Below are 19,956 nucleotides of genomic sequence, written 5' to 3' on the forward strand. Positions count from 1 at the left end.
GCGTCAGCGGCGACGGCCCTTCTTGTCGTCCTTCTCGTGACCGCGGAAGGTCCGAGTGGGGGCGAACTCGCCGAGCTTGTGGCCGACCATGGTCTCGGTCACGAACACGGGGATGTGCTTGCGACCGTCGTGGACCGCGATGGTGTGACCCAGCATCGCCGGGATGATCATCGAACGGCGCGACCAGGTCTTGATGACGTTCTTGTTGCCGGCTTCGTTGGCCGTGAACACCTTGCGGAGCAGGTGGTCGTCAACGAAGGGGCCCTTCTTGAGACTGCGAGGCATCTTCTACAACTCCTACTTGCGCTTCTTACCGGCGGTGCGGCGGCGAACGATGAGCTTGTCGCTCTCCTTGTTGGGGCGACGGGTGCGTCCCTCGGACTGACCCCACGGGCTGACCGGGTGGCGTCCACCGGAGGTCTTGCCCTCTCCACCACCGTGCGGGTGGTCGACCGGGTTCATCGCGACACCGCGGACGGTCGGGCGGACGCCCTTCCAGCGCATGCGGCCGGCCTTGCCCCAGTTGATGTTCGACTGCTCGGCGTTGCCGACCTCGCCGATCGTGGCGCGGCAGCGCGCGTCGACGTTGCGGATCTCGCCCGACGGCAGGCGGAGCTGCGCGTAGGGGCCGTCCTTGGCGACGAGGCGGACCGAGGTGCCGGCCGAGCGGGCGAGCTTGGCGCCGCCTCCCGGCTTGATCTCGATGGCGTGGATGACCGTACCGGTCGGGATGTTGCGCAGCGGCAGGTTGTTGCCGGGCTTGATGTCGGCTCCGGCGCCCGACTCCACGATGTCGCCCTGGGAGAGCTTGTTCGGGGCCAGGATGTAGCGCTTGGTGCCGTCCACGAAGTGGAGCAGCGCGATGCGCGCCGTGCGGTTGGGGTCGTACTCGATGTGAGCGACCTTGGCGTTGACGCCGTCCTTGTCGTTGCGACGGAAGTCGATCAGGCGGTACTGGCGCTTGTGGCCACCACCGATGTGACGCGTCGTGATGCGGCCGGAGTTGTTGCGGCCACCGGTCTTGGACAGCGGGCGCAGGAGCGACTTCTCGGGCGTCGAGCGGGTGATCTCGGCGAAGTCGGCAACGCTGGAGCCGCGGCGACCGGGGGTCGTGGGCTTGTACTTACGAATAGCCATTGTCTGTTTCCTCTACGCTTCTTCGGCTCAGCCGACGCTCGTGAAGATGTCGATGGAGCCGGACTTCAGCGTGACGATCGCGCGCTTGGTGTCCTTGCGCTTGCCGGTGCCGAACTTCGTGCGGCGGGTCTTGCCCTGGCGGTTCAGCGTGTTGATCGACGCGACCTCGACGCCGAAGATCTTCTCGATGGCGAGCTTGATCTCGGTCTTGTTCGAACGCGGGTCGACCACGAAGGTGTACTTGCCCTCGTCGATCAGTCCGTAGGACTTCTCCGAGACCACCGGGGAGATGATGACGTCGCGGGGGTCCTTGTTGAACGCGGCGGACTGGCTCATGCGTTCACCTCTTCCTTGTTGGACTCGACGCCCGACTTGGCCGCGATGAACGCGTCGAGCGCGCCCTTCGAGAACACGATGTCGTCGGAGACGAGCACGTCGTACGCGTTGAGCTGGTCGGCCGGCAGGATGTGCACGAACGGCACGTTGCGGAGCGAGAGCTCGGCGATGTAGTCGTCGCGCTCGAGCACCACGAGGACGTTGCGCGACACCGAGAGGGCGTCGAGCAGGACGAGGACGTCCTTGGTCCGGGGGGTGTCGCCGAGGGCGAGGGACTCGACCACGTGGATGCGGGCGCCGCGCGCGCGGTCCGAGAGAGCGCCGAGCAGAGCCGCGGCGATCATCTTCTTGGGGGTGCGCTGCGCGTAGCTGCGGGGGGTCGGTCCGTGGACCACGCCACCGCCGGTCATGTGCGGGGCGCGGATCGAGCCCTGACGAGCGCGACCGGTTCCCTTCTGCTTGAACGGCTTGCGACCGGCTCCGGAGACCTCACCGCGGTTCTTCGTCTTGTGGGTTCCCTGGCGCGCCGCGGCGAGCTGGGCCACGACGACCTGGTGGATGAGGGGGATGTTGGTCTGGACGTCGAAGAGCGCGGCGGGGAGCTCGACCGAGCCCGCCTTCTGGCCCTTGACGTCGATGATGTCGACAGAGGTAGCCATGGAACTACGCTCCCTTCACGGCGTTGCGAACGAACACGAGGCGACCGCGGGCACCGGGGACGGCGCCCTTGACGAGCAGCAGGCCCTTCTCGGCGTCGACGGAGTGCACCTTGAGGTTGAGCACGGTGACGCGCTCGCCACCCATGCGACCGGCCATGCGCATGCCCTTGAAGACACGGCTGGGGGTCGAGGAGGCGCCGATGGAGCCGGGCTTGCGGTGGTTGCGGTGCGAACCGTGCGAAGCCGAGACGCCCTTGAAGTTGTGGCGCTTCATGACACCGGCGAAGCCCTTGCCCTTGCTGGTGCCGACGACGTCGACCTTGGTGCCGGCCTCGAAGACGGCGTCCACGGTCAGCTCCTGGCCGGCCGAGTAGTCGGCGGCGTCGGAGGTGCGGACCTCGGTGAGGTGGCGGCGGGGGGTGACGCCCGCGGCGTCGAAGTGACCGGCGGCGGGCTTGTTCACCTTGCGCGGGTCGATCGCACCGGCGGCGAGCTGGACGGCGGTGTAGCCGTCCTTCTCCTCCGTGCGGACCTGGGTCACGACGTTGGGGCTGATCTCGATGACGGTGACCGGCACGAGCTTGTTGTCCTCGTCCCAGACCTGGGTCATTCCGAGCTTGGTGCCGAGGAGGCCCTTGCTGGTCTTCAGCGTGGGGGAAACAGTGACAGACATGGTGGCACTCCTCCTTAGAGCTTGATCTCGATGTTGACGTCGGCCGGCAGGTCGAGGCGCATGAGCGAGTCGACGGCCTTGGGCGTCGGGTCGATGATGTCGATGAGGCGCTTGTGGGTGCGCATCTCGAAGTGCTCGCGGCTGTCCTTGTACTTGTGGGGAGAACGGATCACGCAGACCACGTTCTTCTCCGTCGGCAGCGGCACGGGGCCGACCACCGTTGCACCGGCACGGGTGACCGTGTCGACGATCTTGCGCGCCGACGTGTCGATGACCTCGTGGTCGTACGACTTCAGTCGGATGCGGATCTTCTGTCCCGCCATGTGTGATCTCTCACTCTCTTGTTATTGCGTCGTACGCGACTCCCCCGGCCGGAGCCGGACTCGTCTCGCATTGGACGCGCTCGCGAAGGAACTCCGGTGACCCGGAAAAGTGCAACCAGTGTTCTTCTGTCAAAAGCACCGCATCCCGGGGGCGCTCCGATCGGCGTGCAGAACGCACGACGCACGGAGAACCCGTTGAGATGTCGGTTGTTGTCGTTCTGCTACCCGCCGCCTCGACGTCGCACCCGCGTGGCCGCCCTCTCGGGTCGAGCCTCCGCGATGCCGTCTCGGCACTGCCTGGCAGTGTCCCCCTCCGAGCAGCACGCCGCCCGAGAGGAAATTTTGAACTAGAAGAGTCTCCCACAGATGCCCCACCCCTGCAACCCGGGCGTGTCGCGCCGGAGGGCTCCTCCACGACCGCGTCGTGACCTCCCCTCGGAGCCGATGATCCCCGGCCGCGCCGCGGGCAGGAGGGCCTCCCCTGCTACTCGAAGAGCAGCGCCCGGACGGCGGCCTCGGCCGAGGCGGGGCGCGACGCGTCGATCGTCTCACCGGCGCGGAAGTGGTCCAGCAGTCGCGGGTCGACGTAGCTGGCGCGGGCGACCGTGGGCGTGTTGCCGAGCACGTCGGAGGCGTCGCGCATCGCCTGGGCGATCGCGGAGTTCCGAGCGCGCTGCGTGGCCTGCGGGCCCGACTTCGCCAGGCTCAGCGCAGCGGCGACCGTGCCGTGGAGAGTGCGGAAGTCCTTCGCCGTGAAGTCGTCCCCCGCGCGCTCGCGCACGTAGTCGTTGATCTCGGGCGCCGAGACCGGCCGCCACTCCCGCCCGTCCTTCCAGGCGAGCAGGCGGGCGTTCGGTCCGCGCCGCTTGAGTGCACGGACGACCCGCGAGAGATCGTGGTCGAGGATCTCGCTCGTCCACGCCTGGTGGCTCTTCCCCGGGAAGGCGAGGGCGACACGGTCCCCGTGGGTCGTGGCGTGCGCGCACAGGAGCGTCGAGAGGCCGATGCTGCCGTGCTCCTTCGCGTACCTCTCGCTGCCGACGCGGAGCGACCCGGTGTCGAGCATCCGGAAGGCGGTCGCCAGCGCCCGCTCGCGGCTGGGCCCGTCCGATCGGAGGGCGATGGTCACGGCCCGGCGCGCCCCTGGCAGGGCCTCCGCGAGCCGCAGTGCCCGGTCGAACTTGATCCGATCCTTCTGCTCGCGCCAGGTCGGATGGTAGATGTACTGGCGGCGGCCGGCCGAGTCGACGCCGGTGGCCTGGATGTGCCCGTTGGGGTACGGGGCGATCCAGACGTCCGTCCAGGCCGGCGGGATGCCGAGACGGTCGAAGCGCGCGCGCAGCTCCGTGTCGGCGACCGTCGCGCCCTTCGGGTCGCGGTAGCTGAAGCCGGAGCCCGCACGCACCCGGGTGTAGCCGCGTCCGCTCGAATCGGTCCTGCGGAGTCGTTGCGCGCGAGTGTCAGCCATCGATCCGACGATAGGACGGCGGATCGGAGGGCCGCACCCGCTTGACGGCGGGGAGGAGCAGTCGGACGGGAGCCGCTACTCGTTGCCGATCCGCTTGTCGGCCTGGCGCTTCAGGTCCTCGATGCGGTCGTCGTACTTGCCGTTGGTGAGGCGGCTGGCGATCTCGCCGGCCTTCTCGAGGGTCTGGTCGGAGACCTGCTCGGCCTTCTCGCTCCGCAGCGCGTCCTGGGCCTTCCGGCTGTTGAGCAGTTCGCCGGCCTGGCGTCCGAGCTTCCCGAGATCCACGATGATGCCTCCTTGTCGACGCGCACAGGGCGGCGCGTGCCTCAGTGTGGCGCTCCCGGCTGAGGGAACGGTGCGGGCGCGCCGGTCAGCCGGCCAGCGCGATCACCCGCGCCGCGGCGTCGGCCAGGGCGCGGCCGTAGGAGGGACCGTGACCGGCGGCGTGGACGGCGAGCGGGTGCAGCTGGTGCAGCGGCACCCGCTCCTCGTAGCCGGCTTCCAGCGGATGCTGCTCGCGGTAGCCCTCGAGGACGGCGCCGAGGTGCGGAGCGCCGAAGAGGGACAGCATCGCCAGGTCGGTCTCGCGGTGGCCGCCGTGAGCGGCGGGGTCGATCAGGACGGCGCCCTCCGCCGACCAGAGCACGTTGCCGGTCCAGAGGTCCCCGTGGATCCTGGCGGGCCCCGCCCCGTCGTCGAAAGCGCCCGCCGCCACCCGGTCCAGCGCCCGCTCGACGGCCCGCGACTCGGCTGCGGTGAGGGTTCCCGCCTCCACGGCGGGGCCCAGGAACGGGCGCACCCGCTGCTCCGCGTAGAAGCGCCCCCACGAGTCGTCGGGGCGGCACGGCATCGCGCGGCGGCCGATGTACGCGGGGCCGGTCCAGCCCGGGGGCGGTGCTCCGAAGGCGGTGGCTCCCGCGTCGTGCGTCCGCGCGAGCGCGGCGCCGAAGGCGCGAGCCGACTCGGCCGACGGGCGGACCGAGCGGATCTCCTCCAGCTCGATGCGCCCGGGCGACACCGCCTCCACCCCGACGCAGCGCGCACCCCCGTCCGCCTCGCGCAGCCAGCCCAGGCCGGCCGCCTCCCACTCGAAGAACTGCGGGCGGGCACGGGGGTCGCTCTTCACGAAGGGCATGCGGCCACGCTAGCCGGGCGTCCCGGGAACGACGAGAGGGGCCGCCCGCCGAAGCGGACGACCCCTCTCGAGAGATCGGTAGGACGGACCTACTTGACGATCTTGGTGACCGTACCGGCACCCACGGTGCGTCCACCCTCACGGATGGCGAAGCCGAGGCCCTCCTCCATGGCGATCGGCTGGATCAGCGCGACCGTCATGTCGGTGGTGTCGCCGGGCATGACCATCTCGGTGCCCTCGGGCAGCGTGATGACGCCGGTGACGTCGGTGGTGCGGAAGTAGAACTGCGGACGGTAGTTCGCGTAGAACGGGTTGTGACGCCCACCCTCATCCTTGGACAGGATGTACGCGGTGCCCTCGAAGTCCGTGTGCGGCGTGACCGAACCCGGCTTGACGACGACCTGGCCGCGCTCGACGTCCTCGCGCTTGGTGCCGCGGAGGAGCAGACCGCAGTTCTCGCCGGCCCAGGCCTCGTCGAGCTGCTTGTGGAACATCTCGATTCCGGTGACCGTGGTCTTCTGCGTCGGGCGGATGCCGACGATCTCGACCTCGGAGTTCAGAGCGAGGGTTCCGCGCTCCGCACGGCCGGTGACGACGGTTCCACGACCGGTGATCGTGAAGACGTCCTCGATCGGCATCAGGAACGGCTTGTCCTTGTCGCGCACCGGGTCCGGGATGGACTCGTCGACCGCGTCCATGAGGTCGAGGATCGACTGGGTCCAGGTCTCGTCGCCCTCGAGGGCCTTGAGGCCGGAGACGCGCACGACGGGGGCGTCGTCGCCGGGGAAGCCCTGCGACGAGAGGAGCTCGCGGACCTCGAGCTCGACGAGCTCCAGGATCTCCTCGTCGTCCACCATGTCGGCCTTGTTCAGGGCGACGAGGAGGTAGGGGACGCCGACCTGCTTGGCGAGGAGGACGTGCTCACGGGTCTGAGCCATCGGGCCGTCGGTGGCGGCGACCACGAGGATCGCGCCGTCCATCTGGGCCGCGCCGGTGATCATGTTCTTGATGTAGTCGGCGTGACCGGGGGCGTCGACGTGCGCGTAGTGGCGCTTCGGCGTCTCGTACTCGACGTGCGAGATGTTGATCGTGATGCCGCGCTGGCGCTCCTCGGGAGCGGAGTCGATCGACGCGAAGTCACGCTGGACGTTGGTCGCGGACGGGAACTTGTCCGCCAGAACCTTCGAGATCGCCGCGGTGAGCGTGGTCTTTCCGTGGTCGACGTGACCGATGGTTCCGATGTTGACGTGCGGCTTGGTCCGCTCGAACTTGGCCTTAGCCACTGTGGGTCCTCCTCAGGACTTAGGTGCAAGCATCCGCATCCGGGCGGCCGCACGGGGCGACACGAGGACAGGAGGACTTGCGGGGGTTTTGTGTACGTATGTTACCGGCAGTGGTCGTGCGGCCGTCCCGCTGCGACAGGGGGCGCGCTGCACTCGGCAGCAAACCCGCACGACACTACCAGGCCGTCGCCGTTCCGGGGAACGGCGACGGCCCAGGGGCGGAGCTACTCGCCCTTGTTCTTCTGGACGATCTCCTCGGCCACGGCCTTGGGGACCTCGGCGTAGGTCTCGAACGTCATCGAGTAGACGGCACGGCCCGAGGTCTTCGAGCGCAGGTCTCCGATGTAGCCGAACATCTCGGACAGCGGGACGTTGGCCCGGATGACCTTGATGCCGGTGGCGTCCTCCATCGACTGGATCATCCCGCGACGCGAGTTGATGTCGCCGATGACGTCGCCCATGTACTCCTCGGGAGTACGGACCTCGACGGCCATGAGCGGCTCGAGGAGGACCGGCTGCGCCTTGCGCGAGGCCTCCTTGAACGCGATCGAGCCGGCGATCTTGAACGCCATCTCGGAGGAGTCGACGTCGTGCGCCGCTCCGTCGACCAGGGTCGCCTTCACGCCGACCATGGGGTAGCCGGCGAGCACGCCGACCTGCATGGCGTCGCGGATGCCCGCGTCGACGGAGGGGATGTACTCGCGCGGGACTCGGCCACCGGTGACGCCGTTGACGAACTCGTAGGTCTTGTCGGCCTCGACCTCCATCGGCTCGATGGTGATCTGGACCTTCGCGAACTGGCCGGAGCCACCCGTCTGCTTCTTGTGGGTGTAGTCGTACTTCTCGACCGTGCGGCGGATCGTCTCGCGGTACGCGACCTGGGGCTTGCCCACGTTGGCCTCGACGTTGAACTCGCGCTTCATGCGGTCCACCAGGATGTCGAGGTGCAGCTCGCCCATTCCCTTGATGACCGTCTGACCGGTCTCCTGGTTCTGCTCGGTGCGGAAGGTGGGGTCCTCCTCCGCGAGCTTCTGGATCGCGGTGCCGAGCTTCTCCTGGTCGGCCTTCGTCTTGGGCTCGATGGCGACCTCGATGACGGGCTCCGGGAAGGTCATCGACTCGAGCACGACCTGCGCGGCCGGGTCGCTCAGGGTGTCACCGGTGGTGGTGTCCTTGAGGCCGATGACGGCGTAGATGTGGCCGGCGGTGACCGAGTCGACCGGGTTCTCCTTGTTGGAGTGCATCTGGAAGATCTTGCCGATGCGCTCCTTCTTGCCCTTGGTCGAGTTGATGACCTGGGCGCCGGAGTCGAGCTTGCCCGAGTAGACGCGGACGTAGGTCAGGCGGCCGAAGAACGGGTGCACGGCGACCTTGAACGCGAGCGCCGAGAAGGGCTCGGTCGAGTCCGCGTGGCGCATGATGACCTTCTCCTCGTCGCGGACGTCGTGCGCCTCGATGGCGGGGACGTCGAGCGGGGAGGGGAGGTAGTCGACGACCGCGTCGAGCATCGGCTGGACGCCGCGGTTCTTGAACGCGGAGCCGCAGAGCACCGGGTAGATCTCGGAGTTGACGGTCATCTTGCGGATGGCGCCCTTGATCTCCGCGACGGTGAGCTCCTCGCCGCCGAAGTACTTCTCGAGCAGCTCGTCGGAGGTCTCCGCGACGGTCTCGAGGAGCTTCTCGCGGTACTCCGCCGCCTTGTCGGCCAGATCGGCCGGGATCTCCTCGATCTCGTACTTCGCGCCGAGCGCGACGTCGCCCTTCGAGTCGCCGCGCCACGTGAGCGCGCGCATCTCGACCAGGTCGACGACGCCCTCGAAGGAGGACTCGGCGCCGATGGGCAGCTGGATGACCAGCGGCTTCGCGCCGAGGCGCTTGATGATCGTGTCGACCGTGTAGTAGAAGTCGGCGCCGAGCTTGTCCATCTTGTTGACGAAGCAGATGCGCGGGACGTCGTACTTGTCGGCCTGACGCCAGACGGTCTCGGACTGGGGCTCGACGCCCTCCTTGCCGTCGAAGACGGCGACGGCGCCGTCGAGGACGCGGAGCGAGCGCTCGACCTCGACCGTGAAGTCGACGTGACCGGGGGTGTCGATGATGTTGATCTGGTTCTTGTTCCAGAAGCAGGTCGTCGCGGCGGACGTGATCGTGATGCCGCGCTCCTGCTCCTGCGCCATCCAGTCCATCGTCGCGGCGCCGTCGTGGACCTCGCCGATCTTGTGCGTGATACCCGTGTAGAACAGGATGCGCTCGGTGGTGGTGGTCTTGCCGGCATCGATGTGGGCCATGATGCCGATGTTGCGGACCTTGTTCAGGTCGGTGAGCACATCTTGTGCCACGGAGTTCCTCCGATAGGTGATGGAGCCAGCGCACCGGGTTCATGGCCGAATGGCTGGGATTCTGGTGGTGGCGGTCGCCCGGTCGCGGGGATCGGGCGATCCGCCGCCGGGACCGGGCCCGCAGCGCTGACGCCGCGGGCCCGGTGGTCGCGGTCGCCCGGAGGCGGCCGCGGGGTGCGCTACCAGCGGTAGTGCGCGAAGGCCTTGTTCGACTCGGCCATCTTGTGGGTGTCCTCGCGACGCTTGACAGCGGCGCCCAGACCGTTCGACGCGTCGAGGATCTCGTTCATGAGACGCTCGGTCATCGTCTTCTCGCGACGGGCCTTCGCGTAGCTGGTGAGCCAGCGGAGCGCGAGGGTGTTGGCGCGGTGGGGCTTGACCTCGACCGGGACCTGGTAGGTCGAGCCGCCGACGCGGCGGCTGCGGACCTCGAGGGTCGGGCGGACGTTGTCGAGCGCCTTCTTGAGGGTGACGACCGCGTCCTGGCCGTTCTTGCCGGCGACGCCCTCGAGGGCACCGTAGACGATGCGCTCGGCGAGGCCCTTCTTGCCGTCCAGGAGGATCTTGTTGACGAGCTGGCTGACGATGGGGGCGCCGTAGACGGGGTCTGCGACGACGGGGCGCTTGGGAGCGGGGCCCTTACGAGGCATTACTTCTTCTCCATCTTCGCGCCGTACCGGCTGCGAGCCTGCTTGCGGTTCTTGACGGCCTGGGTGTCCAGGGCGCCGCGAACGATCTTGTAGCGGACACCGGGGAGGTCCTTGACGCGACCGCCGCGCACGAGCACCATCGAGTGCTCCTGCAGGTTGTGGCCCTCGCCGGGGATGTAGGCGGTGACCTCGGTGCCGTTGGAGAGCTTCACGCGGGCCACCTTGCGGAGGGCCGAGTTCGGCTTCTTGGGCGTGGTCGTGTAGACGCGCGTGCAGACGCCGCGCTGCTGGGGGTTGGCCTTCAGGGCGGGCGCCTTGGTCTTGGTGACCTTCGGCGTGCGTCCCTTGCGGACCAACTGCTGAATCGTTGGCACTGGTTTTGCTCCTTGAATGCTGCACGGTGACAGCGGATCGATGGTCGACATTCGGCCCTCCCGTCTCCGGGAACGGCCGAGTTCATCTGGACCCGACGCACCCCGCGGCCCCGCGAGCGGGACCGGGAGGGTGAGGGGTATGCCGTGGGGGCCGCCCGATCGGACGAACCCGCGGATCCTCGCGGACCCGGTAGAGCGAAGTGCGGCGACCGCATCGACCCGGAGGCACGACACAAGCGCACGGCAAAGCGCACACCCGAAGAATATTACGGGGAGTGACGGGGCCGGTCAACCGAGCGGCGTTCGCCCTGGGAGATGCCGCGGCGCCGCGACGAGCCGCGCCGGGGCTCCGCCGTCACTCCCGCTCGTCGCCCTCCCAGCCCCAGTGGGGGCTGCGGCCGCCGGCGTCGCGACGGGCCAGGAGCAGGAGGAACACGAGCTGGACGGCGGCCGCGAGCACGCCGGTCGCGATCGCGAAGACAGTGGGCGCATGAGCGAGGATCCAGCCGAGGATCTTCCCCGGCTCCTGACGGCCGAGCCCGTAGAGCGCTCCGCCCGTGAGGAGGAAGAGCAGGTAGACGACGACCCCGGTCAGCAGCGACGGGCCGAGGACGCGGTGGACGGCGGGACGGGCGGCGAGGGTCACCATCGCGACCAGCACGGCGACGACGCAGACCGCCACCGACACCGGCCCCAGCAGCGGGCCGGCGTCGCGCTCGGGCACGACGTCCTGGTCCAGCAGGAGGCTGAGGACCCCGAACGCGCAGACGACCAGAGCGAGGTAGAGGAACGCGGCGAAGCCGGCCAGCGCGAGGCCGTAGCCCAGCCCGGCTCCGCGGCCCTGCCCCTGCCGCTCCGGAGTCACGACTGCGCGGCCGCTTCGCGCTCGGCGTTGCGGCGCTTGACGCCCCGGGCGCGGCCCGCGATCGCGGCGCCGCCCCAGACGCTCGCCTCCCGGCCGAGGACGCCCGCGGCGAGGACCGCCGCGAGGACGGCGGGATCGCGGACGAACTCGAGCGCGACGGAGCGGTCGATCGGCAGGGCGAGCGGTCCGACGGCGCTCCAGCCGCCGACCAGCGCGGCCGCAGCCGTGAGGAGGGCGACGAGGAAGCCGCCGAGGACGTAGGCCCACCAGCCCGCGCGGTTCACGACGAGCACGATCAGCGCCAGGCCGACGAGGAACGCGGCGACCGGGGCGAGGAACAGCGCGGTCGGCGCCACCTCGAGCGCGAGGGCGACCGGATCGCCGCCGACGCGGTCGACGAGGAGGCGGATCGCGGTGAGGGCGACGAGGTACAGGACGGCGAAGACCGCGGTCGTCAGGAGGGCGAGCGCGAGGCCCGCGAGGCGGTTGCCGGAGCGCTGGGTCGGCTCGGGCTCGGCCTCGACCGGCCCGAGGGCGCTGGGGGCGGACGCCGCGGCGGCCGGGGCGGCGGGCTCGACGGTCGGCTGCCGGCCGGTCACGGGCTCGGGCCACACGTACTCGCGGGTCGGCTGGGGTCCGGTTCCGCCGGACGTCTCGGTCGCGGAGGGGATCCGCGTGGTCTCGGCGTCGCTGCTCCAGGTCACCCGGACAGCATAGGCACGCCGTCCGCCGCGCCCGGTGCGCCGCGCGGCTCCCCGTCGATGGGGGACAGCGCCGATCGTCTACTCGAGCGGGTGGAGGAGGCGGTGCAGGAACTGCCGGGTGCGCGGCTCGCGCGGCTCCCGGAGGATCTGCGCGGGGGCGCCCCGCTCGACGACCACGCCGTCGGCCATGAAGACGACCTCCGAGGCCACCTGCCGGGCGAACTCGAGCTCGTGCGTCACGACGAGCATGGTCCAGCCCTCCCCCGCCAGCTCCCGCATCAGCGAGAGCACGTCGCCGACCAGCTCCGGGTCCAGCGCCGAGGTGGGCTCGTCGAAGAGGAGCAGATCGGGCCGCAGCGCGAGTGCCCGGACGATGCCCACGCGCTGCTGCTGACCACCGGAGAGCTCGAAGGGGTAGGCGCTCCCCCGGCCGCCGAGGCCGACGCGCTCGAGCAGGCGCTCCGCCTCCGGGACCACCTCGGACGCGGGACGGCGCTGCACCCGCAGCGGCCCCTCCGTCACGTTCTGGAGGACCGTCAGGTGCGGGAAGAGGTTGAAGTGCTGGAAGACCATCGCGGAGTGGTCGCGCAGCTTGGTCAGCGCCTTCCGGCCGACGCTGCGGTCGAAGTCGAGGACGCTGCCGTCGGCGAGCTCGACCACCCCGCCGTCCGGCACCTCGAGACTGTTCAGCGAGCGCAGGACGGTGGTCTTGCCCGAGCCGGACGGCCCGATCAGGGCGACGACCTCGCCGCGGCGGACCTCCAGGTCGATGCCGCGCAGCACCTCCACCCCGCCGAACGACTTCCGGAGTCCGCGGGCCGTGAGCACGGGCCGGGCGTCGGTCGGGGTGTCAGCGGGCGACATAGCGGTCCAATCGCTTCTCGAGCAGGCCCTGGCCGCTGGAGAGCACCAGGCAGATGAGCCAGTAGATCAGAGCGGCCTCGAGGTAGAGGAGCATGAACTCGCTCGACGCGGTGGCGATCTTCTGCGCCTGCCGGAAGAGCTCGGTCACCAGGATGAGGGAGGCCAGCGAGGTGTCCTTCACCAGCGAGATGAAGGTGTTCGACAGGGGCGGGACGGAGACGCGCGCGGCCTGCGGCAGGATGATGCGCCGCAGCGAGAGCGAGCGGCTCATCCCGATCGTGTGCGCCGCCTCCCACTGCCCCTTCGGGACGCTGAGGATCGCCGCGCGGATGACCTCCGCCGCGTAGCCGCCCACGTTGAGGGCGAACGCGATGGTGGCGCTGGGCCAGGGGTCGATCTTCAGTCCGAGGCTCGGCAGGCCGTAGAAGATCACGAACAGCTGTACCAGGAGCGGCGTGCCCCGGATGACGGAGATGTAGGCGCGCGCGATCCACGAGAGGATCCGCACGCGCGAGAGCCGCATCAGGGCGACCGCGAGCGCGAGCACGAGCCCGATGGCGAAGCTCGCCAGCGCGAGCGGGATCGTCCCGACGATGCCCCCGGAGAGGATCGGCCAGAACGACCGGAGGACGAGGTCCATTGTGTTCTCCCGCCTTCGCGGGAGGATCCGCGGTCGGCTCAATCGGGTGGTGGCGTCGGGGCGGATCGTGTCCGCCTCCTCGGGAATGCTGGCACGCTTCGCGCCGGGGCGGGCGCTCTTGCGGGCGGACCCGCGGCCTGAGCCGCTCCGCCGCGCCCCGCGTCGGCGCCGCTCACGCACGAGACGGCCCCTCCCGGGAGGGGAGGAGCCGTCTCGGTGCCGGACTACTGGGAGACGTCGGCTCCGAAGTAGCGCTCGGAGATGGAGGCGAGGGTGCCGTCCTCGCGCAGCTCGTCGAGGGCGGAGTCGACGGCCTCGACGAGGTCGTCCGAGCCCTTCGGGAAGGTGAAGGCGCTCTCGGAGGTGTCGTCGGTGGTGACGGCGACCTTGAGGCCCGCGGCCTGGTCGGGGTAGGTCGTGGACCAGTCGAGCCAGGTGAGGCGGTCGTTCACGGTCGCGTCGACGCGTCCCTGCTCGACGAGGGCGATGGCCTGCGCCCAGCCCTCGACACCCTCGACCTCGGCGCCGTTCTCCTGCGCGACGGTGTACCAGTTGCTCGAGAGCGACTGCGCGGTGGTCTTGCCGGAGAGGCCGGCGAGGTCGGTGATCGAGGTGTCGCTCGAGGGGACGATCACGACGCCGGGGCTGACCGAGTACGGCTCCGAGAAGTCGTACTTCGCCTCGCGCTCGTCGTTGATCGAGACCTGGTTCGCGATCACGTCGAAGCGCGCTGCGTCCAGGCCCGCGAACATCGCGTCCCACTGCGTCTCCTGGAAGTCGGGCTCGACGCCCAGCTTCTCGGCCACGGCGGTGATCACGTCGACGTCGTAGCCGGTGAGAGCTCCGGTCCCGCCGTCGGCGTGGAAGGAGAAGGGCGGGTAGGTGCCCTCGGTGCCGATGGTGAGCTTCCCCGAGTCCTCCACCTCGGCCAGGGTCAGGCCGGAGCTCGCGGAGGCGGTGCCCTCGCCGCTCGAGCCGGAGACCACATCGTCGGTCGAGGCGGGCGCGCAGCCGGCGAGGACCAGGGCGGCGGCGGCGGCGGTCGTGCCGACCAGGACGCGCAGGGAGGTGCGGGCGGAGAGGGTCACGGTGTTGTCCTTCGGTGCATCACGGAGTCGTGGCGGTCCCGCTGCGCCGGATGCGGCGCGGGGATCGACGAGGGGACGGGTCGTCCCGGGGCGGACCGCTGCTCGGCGGAACCGCCCGGAGTGACGATAACCAGTGGAGGGGGCGGCCCTATTCCCGCATGTCGCCGTGTGACGCCGGGAGTCCGGCCAGGAAGCGCTCGGCGCCGTCGACCTCCTCGCTCGTGAGGCCCGTCGCCGACTCCGGACGCACCAGGTGGAAGGGGGTGCTCTGCTCGCAGGCCCAGTCGTAGGCGTCCTCGTGGAGGTTGTCGTCGATCCACACCACGGCGTCGATCGGGCCGCGCTCGGCGGCCGCCTCCAGCCACACCGCGACGGGCTGGAGCTTGCCCGTCCGGCCCGGGAATCGCGGGTCGCGCGGAAGGCCCCCGTCGAAGACGATCGCGTCCGTGCCGGCCGGCAGCCCGAGGTCCTGCGCGAGGACCCGCGTCAAGCGCGGCGGCCAGGTGGTGGCCCAGACGATCGTGCCGACCGCGGCCAGCCGGGCCACGAGCGCCTCCCGCTCCGGCTCGAGCTCCAGGCGGTGCGAGCCCGAGGCGCGATCGCTGCGGACGGAGGGGTTCAGGACGCCGTCGACGTCGAGCAGGATCAGGGCGGCCATGCCTGTCACCGTAGCGGCGGCGGGGCGGCTCGCGCGAGGAGCGCTAGCGTGACGGGATGCCTCCGTCCCTCGTGCTGCCGGGAGGCCGCAGGGCCGTGCTGGGGCCGGATCCGGTGCGGCCGGAGGCGCTGCTTCTCACGGTCGACGGCGCGGAGCAGTCGCTGATCGATCCGGGCGATCCCCGTGCCCTGCACCTCGAGTACCTCGCGCGCCTCGGCGCGGTGGTCGACGCCGCCGCCCCTCCCGGCGAGCCGCTGCGCGTGCTGCACCTCGGAGCCGGCGCCCTGGCCCTGGCCCGCTACGTCGACGCGACCCGGCCGGGCTCCGAGCAGCTCGCGGTCGAGAGCGCGGCGGGACTCGTGGAGTTCGTGCTCGAGCACGCCCCGCTCCCCCGCGGCGCGCGCGTCCGGCTTCTCACGGCCGACGCCGCAGGGCCCCTGCCGCCCTGGAGCGCCGACCTCGTCGTGCTCGACGTGTACGACGGGGACGAGATCCCCGAGGCGTTCTACCGCGCGTCCGTCCTCGCTCCGCTCGCCGCCCGGGTCGGCGCCGACGGGCTCCTCGCGGTCAACGTCGCCGACGACGCCGACCACCGGAGGCTGGACCGCCTGCGCGGGGTCGTCCGCGGGCTGCTCCCGGTCACCGCAGCGGTCGGATCGACCGCGTTCGTCGAGGGGCGCACCAGCGGGAACGCGATCCTGCTCGCCTCAGGCTCGGCGATCGCCGACCACGTCGCCGACCGCCTGCTGCGCGCCGGCCCGCACCCGGTCTCCGCCGCGGCGGATCGCGACGTCGTGGTCACCGAGGTGGCGGTAGAAGTCGACCCGTGAATCGAGCGTGACGCCGGTCTCGAGGTACTTGGCGCGGATCCGCTTGATGTAGGTGCGGACGGTGTGCTCGGCGACGCTGAGGTCGACCGCGACGGTGCGGACCGCGGCACCCGCTCCGTAGGCGCGCATCACGCGGCTCTCCTGCGGGCTCAGCACCGGGCGGCGCTCCTCGCGCCCGTGCACGAGCCGGTGGCGGGCCGTGTCCGAGATCCAGGTGCGGCCGGAGGCGACCGAGACGACCGCCGCGGCGAGCTCGCTCGGGTCGTCGCCCTTCCAGACGTAGGCCGCTCTCTCCCGTCGCAGCACCGCCCGCACCGGCTCCAGGGAGTCGGAGGAGGAGAGGACGACGAGTCCGACGGTCCGGGCCGCCGCGCGCTCGAGAGTGTCGGCCACCTCCTCGCCGGGCACGCCGTCGAGGTCGAGGACCGCGATGCGGTCGACGCCCTCCTCGTCGTGCGAGAACTGCGGCAGCAGCTGTGCGAGCAGCGCCTGAAGCGCGGCGCGCTCGATCGCTGGTCCGTCCACGACGGCCAGCGTGAACCGATCGAATCCGGTCACGGGGGTCCCCTAGCAGGGGCAGGTTCGGGTCCGCCCCGGCTGCACCGTAGCGGGCCGCTGCGACGTCGCGCACGCGACGGGACATTCCGTCTCAGTGTGAGGACGCCGACAGAGCGCTCCGGATCGGCTCACGGAGCGCGTGGAGGACCCCCCGCGGCGCCGTCTGGGGCTAATGTCCCTCTCCATGGACGACAGCGCAGAGGGCTCCCGGCGGGCCCGGAGGATCCCTGCGGAGCAGGTCCGCAGCCGGATGATCACCACGGCGCGCGACGTCGTCTCGAACCACGGCCTCACGGTGAGCTTCGCGCACCTGCCCATGGAGGAGTACATCCGTCTGGCCGGGGTGCCGCGCAGCTCCGTCTACCGCATCTGGAGCACCCGCGAGGAGTTCGTGGCCGACCTCATCGGGGAGGTCTTCGTGCGGGACCGGTACGCGGAGGGCTCCGATCCCGAGGCTCAGCAGGAGATGCGCGAGGTCTACGACCGCTCCGCCGAGCTCCTCTCCACCGCCGCCGGCCGTCGGCGGGTCGCCTGGGAGACCATCCGCATCGGCGCGCGGGCGAACGCCGAGTCGCTGCGCCGCTCCGCCGACTGGTCGTCCTACAACGCGCTGCTCGCCTGCACGTTCTCGATGGAGGAGGGGCCTGCGCGCGACGCGGTGCGCGCCACGGCGAAGCGGATCGAGGGCATGCTCACTCGCCGGATGCGCGACTTCTACGAGGAGACGCTGGCGGTCTTCGGCGGCACGATGCGCCCGGGATTCACGACGCTCCAGCTCGCCCACCTCACCGCGATCGTGGTCGACGGGCTCGCGCACCGCGGCCGGCTCCTCGACGACGACCTCGACGCTCCGGTGACCGCCCCCGGCCTCGACGGCGAGCCGGTCGAGTGGACCCTCGCGGCCTGGACGATCCGCTCGATCGTCGACGGGATGCTGGAGCCGGTCGCGGAGGACTGAGCGGATCCGCCGCCCGGATCACTCGTCCGGTTCGGTGAACCCGTCGATCAGCAGCAGCACCGACACCACCGCCAGCGACGGCCCGTCGGGATCGGCCGGGTCGAGCGGGCCGGTGACCAGTTCCGGTGCCGCGATGCGCGCGACGCACAGCCCCTCGACCAGGGCCGAGACGGCGGAGGCGAGAGCGGCGGAGCCGCGGCCCGGGCGCAGCCGGAGCCCCGCCTCGGCGAGGGTGTGCTCGTAGTACTTCGCCATGTTGTCGATGAAGTGCAGCTGACGGGCGCGCAGAGCGGAGCCGATGGCGGACCGCGCCGGCTCCTCGTGCGAGTCGACCGCGCCGGCGAGAGCGATGAAGTTGCGCCAGTGCTGCGCCGAGAAGACGTTGTCGACGTTCGCGTCCACGGCGATCCGGACGGAGGCGATCAGAGCCTCGCGGCGCTGCGCCGGGGTGGGCTCCGGATCGAGGCTCCGGTGGAGGTGGGCGTTCCCTGCCCGCAGGGACGGCTGATCGAGCCGGGTGGCGAGGACCCGCTCCGGGATCGCGGCGATCAGCTCGTCGTAGAAGGACTGCCGGGTGGGCCAGATCCGGTACACGGTGCTGCGCGGCACGCCCGCCGAGCGGATGACGTCCTCGAGGGGCAGGTGAGCGACTCCGACGCGCAGGCCCTCGGCGCGGACGACCGCCAGAGCGGCGTCCAGCAGGCGGGTGCGGACCTGATCGCGGGTCAGGCGCGGAGGACGCGCCGACTCCTCCGCGTCGAGGGGGTCGTCGCTCATCAGGCCTCCGGCGCCGGGATGCACGGAGGTTCCTCCGGCATCTGCTGCAGCCGAGCGTACCCGGACGGAGCGCGGAACGTGAGAGGAGATCGGAGACGGGCGCGGCCCGCGCATGCGGCTCGGGTGCCGCGCGGGCCGCGCTGCCTGTCCCCCAGGCGGCCTCCCCATGGGCCGGTCCGACCGTATGCTTCCCGACAGACGTCCGTCAACTGACGCGACATGATGTCTCCTCGTGGCGGCCGCCACCCTGTCACGAGGACCGCCTCCGGGACTCCTCCGCCGCCGGGAGCGCCCTCGCCGCGGTCTGCGCTCGAGAGGCGTGCGGAGCGGACAGCGCGCCCGCGACGACGTCCGACACGACGGCGGTGGCGTGCTCGACGAGGTCGACGTTCCGGGTCAGCCGCGCGTGGTGGCACGGGCTCGCGTCGACGTCGACCACGAGCTTCGCGAAGCGCAGGGCGTCGCCGAGCCGCGCGAACGGCGAGAGCTCGGCGACGAGGGACGGCACGTCGGCTGCGGCGAGGTACGTGTAGCGGCAGGTCGAGACCACGTAGTCGTCGACTCCGGCCGTCGCCGATCCGGTCGCGACCATGATGTCGCCGAGGTCGACCGGGGCGCTGGCGAGGCCGAGCGCCACCGCGGCGGTCACCTGGATGTCGCCCACCAGCGCCGTCACGTGCACGCCGGCGGGCCAGGGCGGCAGGGAGCCGAGCTCGGTCGATCCCGTCCGCAGACCCTTGCCCGCCGCCGAGGCGAGGGCGTCGATCATCGGCACTCCCGTGCACTCCCCCGCGTGCTCGGCGTCCTCCGAGACGGCGTCCCCGCAGGAGGCGAGCATCGCCGAGACGCTCAGCCGGCTCTGCGGGTCCAGTCCCGCGATCACCGCGGGGCTGACCTGACCGGAGTCGTCGACCATCCGTCCGAGGCGCTCCGCGACATCGGATCCCGTGTTCGGGGTGCCGAAGGTGAGGACGGACGAGACCATCGAGGAGACGGCGGTGCCGTCGACCGCGCCGCTCAGCGCCTGACGCGCAGCGAGGCCGCCCATCGAGTGCGCGACGACGACGGCGCGGTGCCCGGTCGCGGAGACGAGGCACGCGATCGAGGAGGCGAGCGCGTCGCTGATCCCCGGGTCGGTCACCCAGCGCGCGGCGAGCCGGCGGTAGTCGAAGGTGTAGACCGCGGCGCCGTCGATCTGCTGCAGCCGCCCGAGGAGGGACGGCTCGGGAGCGTCGAGCGGAGGGGTCGCCGACTCGGAGGACACCATGTCGACGAGGTGGGAGAAGGCCCCCGTGCGGTCGGCGTCGTGGGTCGCCGTGCCCAGCCACCCGTGCAGCATCACGATGGGGACCAGGCCGGCGGCGGAGCGCGGCCGGACGTCGTCCCCCGTGAGCACGGGAGCCAGCTCCGCCACGCCGCAGGACGAGGGAGCGACCGCCTCCGCCGCCTCCGCCCGCCCCGCGGGCACGACGACGGCACCGACCACCACGAGCAGTGCGGCCAGCACGACGATCACGAGTCTCATCCGCGCGTTTCCTCATGTGCCGCGACCAGGACGGGGGAACGGGTACAGGCTCGACCCGACGAGCACCTGTCGAGTCAATCACCCCGCCGCCGTGGGGAAGGCCGCTCGTCGC

The 19,956-nt window shown here is 70.9% G+C and carries 23 protein-coding genes; 1 reads left to right on the forward strand and 22 read right to left on the reverse strand.

Annotation, left to right across the window (positions count from 1 at the left end; translation table 11 throughout):
* Positions 1-3 precede the first annotated feature (3 nt).
* From rpsS to C5D44_RS11490, 20 genes are all read right to left on the reverse strand, one after another.
* Positions 4-285: a 30S ribosomal protein S19 gene (gene rpsS / locus C5D44_RS11395; RefSeq protein WP_055787078.1), complete on the reverse strand. Its 282-nt coding sequence runs from the start codon at positions 283-285 to the stop codon at positions 4-6.
* 12 nt (positions 286-297) lie between these two features.
* Positions 298-1,137, reverse strand: a complete 840-nt coding sequence (rplB, locus tag C5D44_RS11400; protein ID WP_055787074.1) for a 50S ribosomal protein L2 — start codon at positions 1,135-1,137, stop codon at positions 298-300.
* Between the two features lie 27 nt (positions 1,138-1,164).
* The gene (gene rplW / locus C5D44_RS11405; RefSeq protein ID WP_068209445.1) at positions 1,165-1,473 is read right to left on the reverse strand and encodes a 50S ribosomal protein L23; all 309 of its coding nucleotides are present in this window, start codon (positions 1,471-1,473) and stop codon (positions 1,165-1,167) included.
* Complete coding sequence (gene rplD / locus C5D44_RS11410; RefSeq protein ID WP_104224565.1) at positions 1,470-2,132, reverse strand: 50S ribosomal protein L4; 663 nt, start codon at positions 2,130-2,132, stop codon at positions 1,470-1,472. The genes rplW and rplD overlap by 4 nt, the downstream gene beginning before the upstream one ends.
* 4 nt (positions 2,133-2,136) lie before the next feature.
* Positions 2,137-2,805: a 50S ribosomal protein L3 gene (rplC, locus tag C5D44_RS11415; RefSeq protein ID WP_104277017.1), complete on the reverse strand. Its 669-nt coding sequence runs from the start codon at positions 2,803-2,805 to the stop codon at positions 2,137-2,139.
* A 14-nt stretch (positions 2,806-2,819) separates the two neighbouring features.
* Entirely contained in the window at positions 2,820-3,128 is a 309-nt protein-coding gene (gene rpsJ, locus C5D44_RS11420) for a 30S ribosomal protein S10 (protein ID WP_005050520.1), read from the reverse strand.
* Between the two features lie 484 nt (positions 3,129-3,612).
* Positions 3,613-4,596 carry a DNA topoisomerase IB gene (locus C5D44_RS11425; protein ID WP_104281705.1) on the reverse strand — a complete coding sequence of 328 codons (984 nt, stop codon included), beginning with the start codon at positions 4,594-4,596 and terminating at the stop codon, positions 3,613-3,615.
* 75 nt (positions 4,597-4,671) lie between these two features.
* Entirely contained in the window at positions 4,672-4,881 is a 210-nt protein-coding gene (locus C5D44_RS11430; protein ID WP_159939075.1) for an antitoxin, read from the reverse strand.
* 85 nt (positions 4,882-4,966) lie between these two features.
* Positions 4,967-5,731, reverse strand: coding sequence for a fructosamine kinase family protein (locus C5D44_RS11435; RefSeq protein WP_104277014.1), 765 nt, complete (start codon positions 5,729-5,731; stop codon positions 4,967-4,969).
* An 89-nt stretch (positions 5,732-5,820) separates the two neighbouring features.
* Positions 5,821-7,014, reverse strand: coding sequence for an elongation factor Tu (gene tuf, locus C5D44_RS11440; protein ID WP_104277013.1), 1,194 nt, complete (start codon positions 7,012-7,014; stop codon positions 5,821-5,823).
* Between the two features lie 224 nt (positions 7,015-7,238).
* Positions 7,239-9,353: an elongation factor G gene (fusA, locus tag C5D44_RS11445; protein WP_104224571.1), complete on the reverse strand. Its 2,115-nt coding sequence runs from the start codon at positions 9,351-9,353 to the stop codon at positions 7,239-7,241.
* Between the two features lie 179 nt (positions 9,354-9,532).
* Positions 9,533-10,003, reverse strand: coding sequence for a 30S ribosomal protein S7 (rpsG, locus tag C5D44_RS11450; RefSeq protein ID WP_068251443.1), 471 nt, complete (start codon positions 10,001-10,003; stop codon positions 9,533-9,535).
* Positions 10,003-10,377, reverse strand: coding sequence for a 30S ribosomal protein S12 (gene rpsL, locus C5D44_RS11455; RefSeq protein ID WP_011186743.1), 375 nt, complete (start codon positions 10,375-10,377; stop codon positions 10,003-10,005). Before rpsL ends, rpsG begins: the two co-directional genes overlap by 1 nt.
* Positions 10,378-10,732: 355 nt before the next feature.
* Positions 10,733-11,242, reverse strand: a complete 510-nt coding sequence (locus tag C5D44_RS11460) for a DUF6121 family protein (RefSeq protein WP_104281706.1) — start codon at positions 11,240-11,242, stop codon at positions 10,733-10,735.
* Positions 11,239-11,946 carry a hypothetical protein gene (locus C5D44_RS11465; protein WP_104281707.1) on the reverse strand — a complete coding sequence of 236 codons (708 nt, stop codon included), beginning with the start codon at positions 11,944-11,946 and terminating at the stop codon, positions 11,239-11,241. The genes C5D44_RS11460 and C5D44_RS11465 overlap by 4 nt, the downstream gene beginning before the upstream one ends.
* A gap of 78 nt (positions 11,947-12,024) precedes the next feature.
* Positions 12,025-12,810 carry an amino acid ABC transporter ATP-binding protein gene (locus C5D44_RS11470; RefSeq protein WP_104281708.1) on the reverse strand — a complete coding sequence of 262 codons (786 nt, stop codon included), beginning with the start codon at positions 12,808-12,810 and terminating at the stop codon, positions 12,025-12,027.
* Positions 12,797-13,450: an amino acid ABC transporter permease gene (locus C5D44_RS11475; protein ID WP_104224574.1), complete on the reverse strand. Its 654-nt coding sequence runs from the start codon at positions 13,448-13,450 to the stop codon at positions 12,797-12,799. Before C5D44_RS11475 ends, C5D44_RS11470 begins: the two co-directional genes overlap by 14 nt.
* 224 nt (positions 13,451-13,674) lie before the next feature.
* Positions 13,675-14,538 (reverse strand): amino acid ABC transporter substrate-binding protein, encoded by an 864-nt coding sequence (locus C5D44_RS11480; RefSeq protein ID WP_374954076.1) that lies wholly within the window; start codon positions 14,536-14,538, stop codon positions 13,675-13,677.
* Between the two features lie 148 nt (positions 14,539-14,686).
* Positions 14,687-15,196: an HAD domain-containing protein gene (locus tag C5D44_RS11485; protein WP_104281709.1), complete on the reverse strand. Its 510-nt coding sequence runs from the start codon at positions 15,194-15,196 to the stop codon at positions 14,687-14,689.
* 707 nt (positions 15,197-15,903) lie between these two features.
* Positions 15,904-16,584 (reverse strand): LuxR C-terminal-related transcriptional regulator, encoded by a 681-nt coding sequence (locus C5D44_RS11490; RefSeq protein ID WP_104277008.1) that lies wholly within the window; start codon positions 16,582-16,584, stop codon positions 15,904-15,906.
* A 184-nt stretch (positions 16,585-16,768) separates the two neighbouring features.
* Between C5D44_RS11490 and C5D44_RS11495 the strand changes: the two genes are divergently transcribed.
* A complete protein-coding gene (locus C5D44_RS11495; protein ID WP_146082529.1) occupies positions 16,769-17,542 on the forward strand; it encodes a TetR/AcrR family transcriptional regulator in 774 nt (257 codons plus the stop codon).
* 18 nt (positions 17,543-17,560) lie between these two features.
* Here the strand turns inward: C5D44_RS11495 and C5D44_RS11500 are convergent, their stop codons facing one another.
* Together C5D44_RS11500 and C5D44_RS11505 are read right to left on the reverse strand one after the other, a co-directional pair.
* Positions 17,561-18,319, reverse strand: a complete 759-nt coding sequence (locus C5D44_RS11500; RefSeq protein WP_146082528.1) for a TetR/AcrR family transcriptional regulator — start codon at positions 18,317-18,319, stop codon at positions 17,561-17,563.
* A 250-nt stretch (positions 18,320-18,569) separates the two neighbouring features.
* Complete coding sequence (locus tag C5D44_RS11505; RefSeq protein WP_104281711.1) at positions 18,570-19,844, reverse strand: triacylglycerol lipase; 1,275 nt, start codon at positions 19,842-19,844, stop codon at positions 18,570-18,572.
* Between the last annotated feature and the right edge of the window lie 112 nt (positions 19,845-19,956).

The organism is Rathayibacter sp. AY1B5 (genome assembly GCF_002932795.1).
Taxonomy (GTDB): Bacteria; Actinomycetota; Actinomycetes; order Actinomycetales; family Microbacteriaceae; genus Rathayibacter.

Bases quoted from the DNA above. Each gene is read 5' to 3' on its own strand.
- C5D44_RS11425 (WP_104281705.1), bottom strand. From the start codon at position 4,596: ATGGCTGACACTCGCGCGCAACGACTCCGCAGGACCGATTCGAGCGGA.
- rplC (WP_104277017.1), bottom strand. From the start codon at position 2,805: ATGTCTGTCACTGTTTCCCCCACGCTGAAGACCAGCAAGGGCCTCCTC.
- rplW (WP_068209445.1), bottom strand. From the start codon at position 1,473: ATGAGCCAGTCCGCCGCGTTCAACAAGGACCCCCGCGACGTCATCATC.
- rpsS (WP_055787078.1), bottom strand. From the start codon at position 285: ATGCCTCGCAGTCTCAAGAAGGGCCCCTTCGTTGACGACCACCTGCTC.
- C5D44_RS11505 (WP_104281711.1), bottom strand. From the start codon at position 19,844: ATGAGACTCGTGATCGTCGTGCTGGCCGCACTGCTCGTGGTGGTCGGT.
- C5D44_RS11500 (WP_146082528.1), bottom strand. From the start codon at position 18,319: ATGAGCGACGACCCCCTCGACGCGGAGGAGTCGGCGCGTCCTCCGCGC.
- C5D44_RS11485 (WP_104281709.1), bottom strand. From the start codon at position 15,196: ATGGCCGCCCTGATCCTGCTCGACGTCGACGGCGTCCTGAACCCCTCC.
- rplD (WP_104224565.1), bottom strand. From the start codon at position 2,132: ATGGCTACCTCTGTCGACATCATCGACGTCAAGGGCCAGAAGGCGGGC.
- rpsJ (WP_005050520.1), bottom strand. From the start codon at position 3,128: ATGGCGGGACAGAAGATCCGCATCCGACTGAAGTCGTACGACCACGAG.
- rplB (WP_055787074.1), bottom strand. From the start codon at position 1,137: ATGGCTATTCGTAAGTACAAGCCCACGACCCCCGGTCGCCGCGGCTCC.
- C5D44_RS11475 (WP_104224574.1), bottom strand. From the start codon at position 13,450: ATGGACCTCGTCCTCCGGTCGTTCTGGCCGATCCTCTCCGGGGGCATC.
- C5D44_RS11495 (WP_146082529.1), top strand. From the start codon at position 16,769: ATGGACGACAGCGCAGAGGGCTCCCGGCGGGCCCGGAGGATCCCTGCG.
- C5D44_RS11470 (WP_104281708.1), bottom strand. From the start codon at position 12,810: ATGTCGCCCGCTGACACCCCGACCGACGCCCGGCCCGTGCTCACGGCC.
- rpsG (WP_068251443.1), bottom strand. From the start codon at position 10,003: ATGCCTCGTAAGGGCCCCGCTCCCAAGCGCCCCGTCGTCGCAGACCCC.
- C5D44_RS11435 (WP_104277014.1), bottom strand. From the start codon at position 5,731: ATGCCCTTCGTGAAGAGCGACCCCCGTGCCCGCCCGCAGTTCTTCGAG.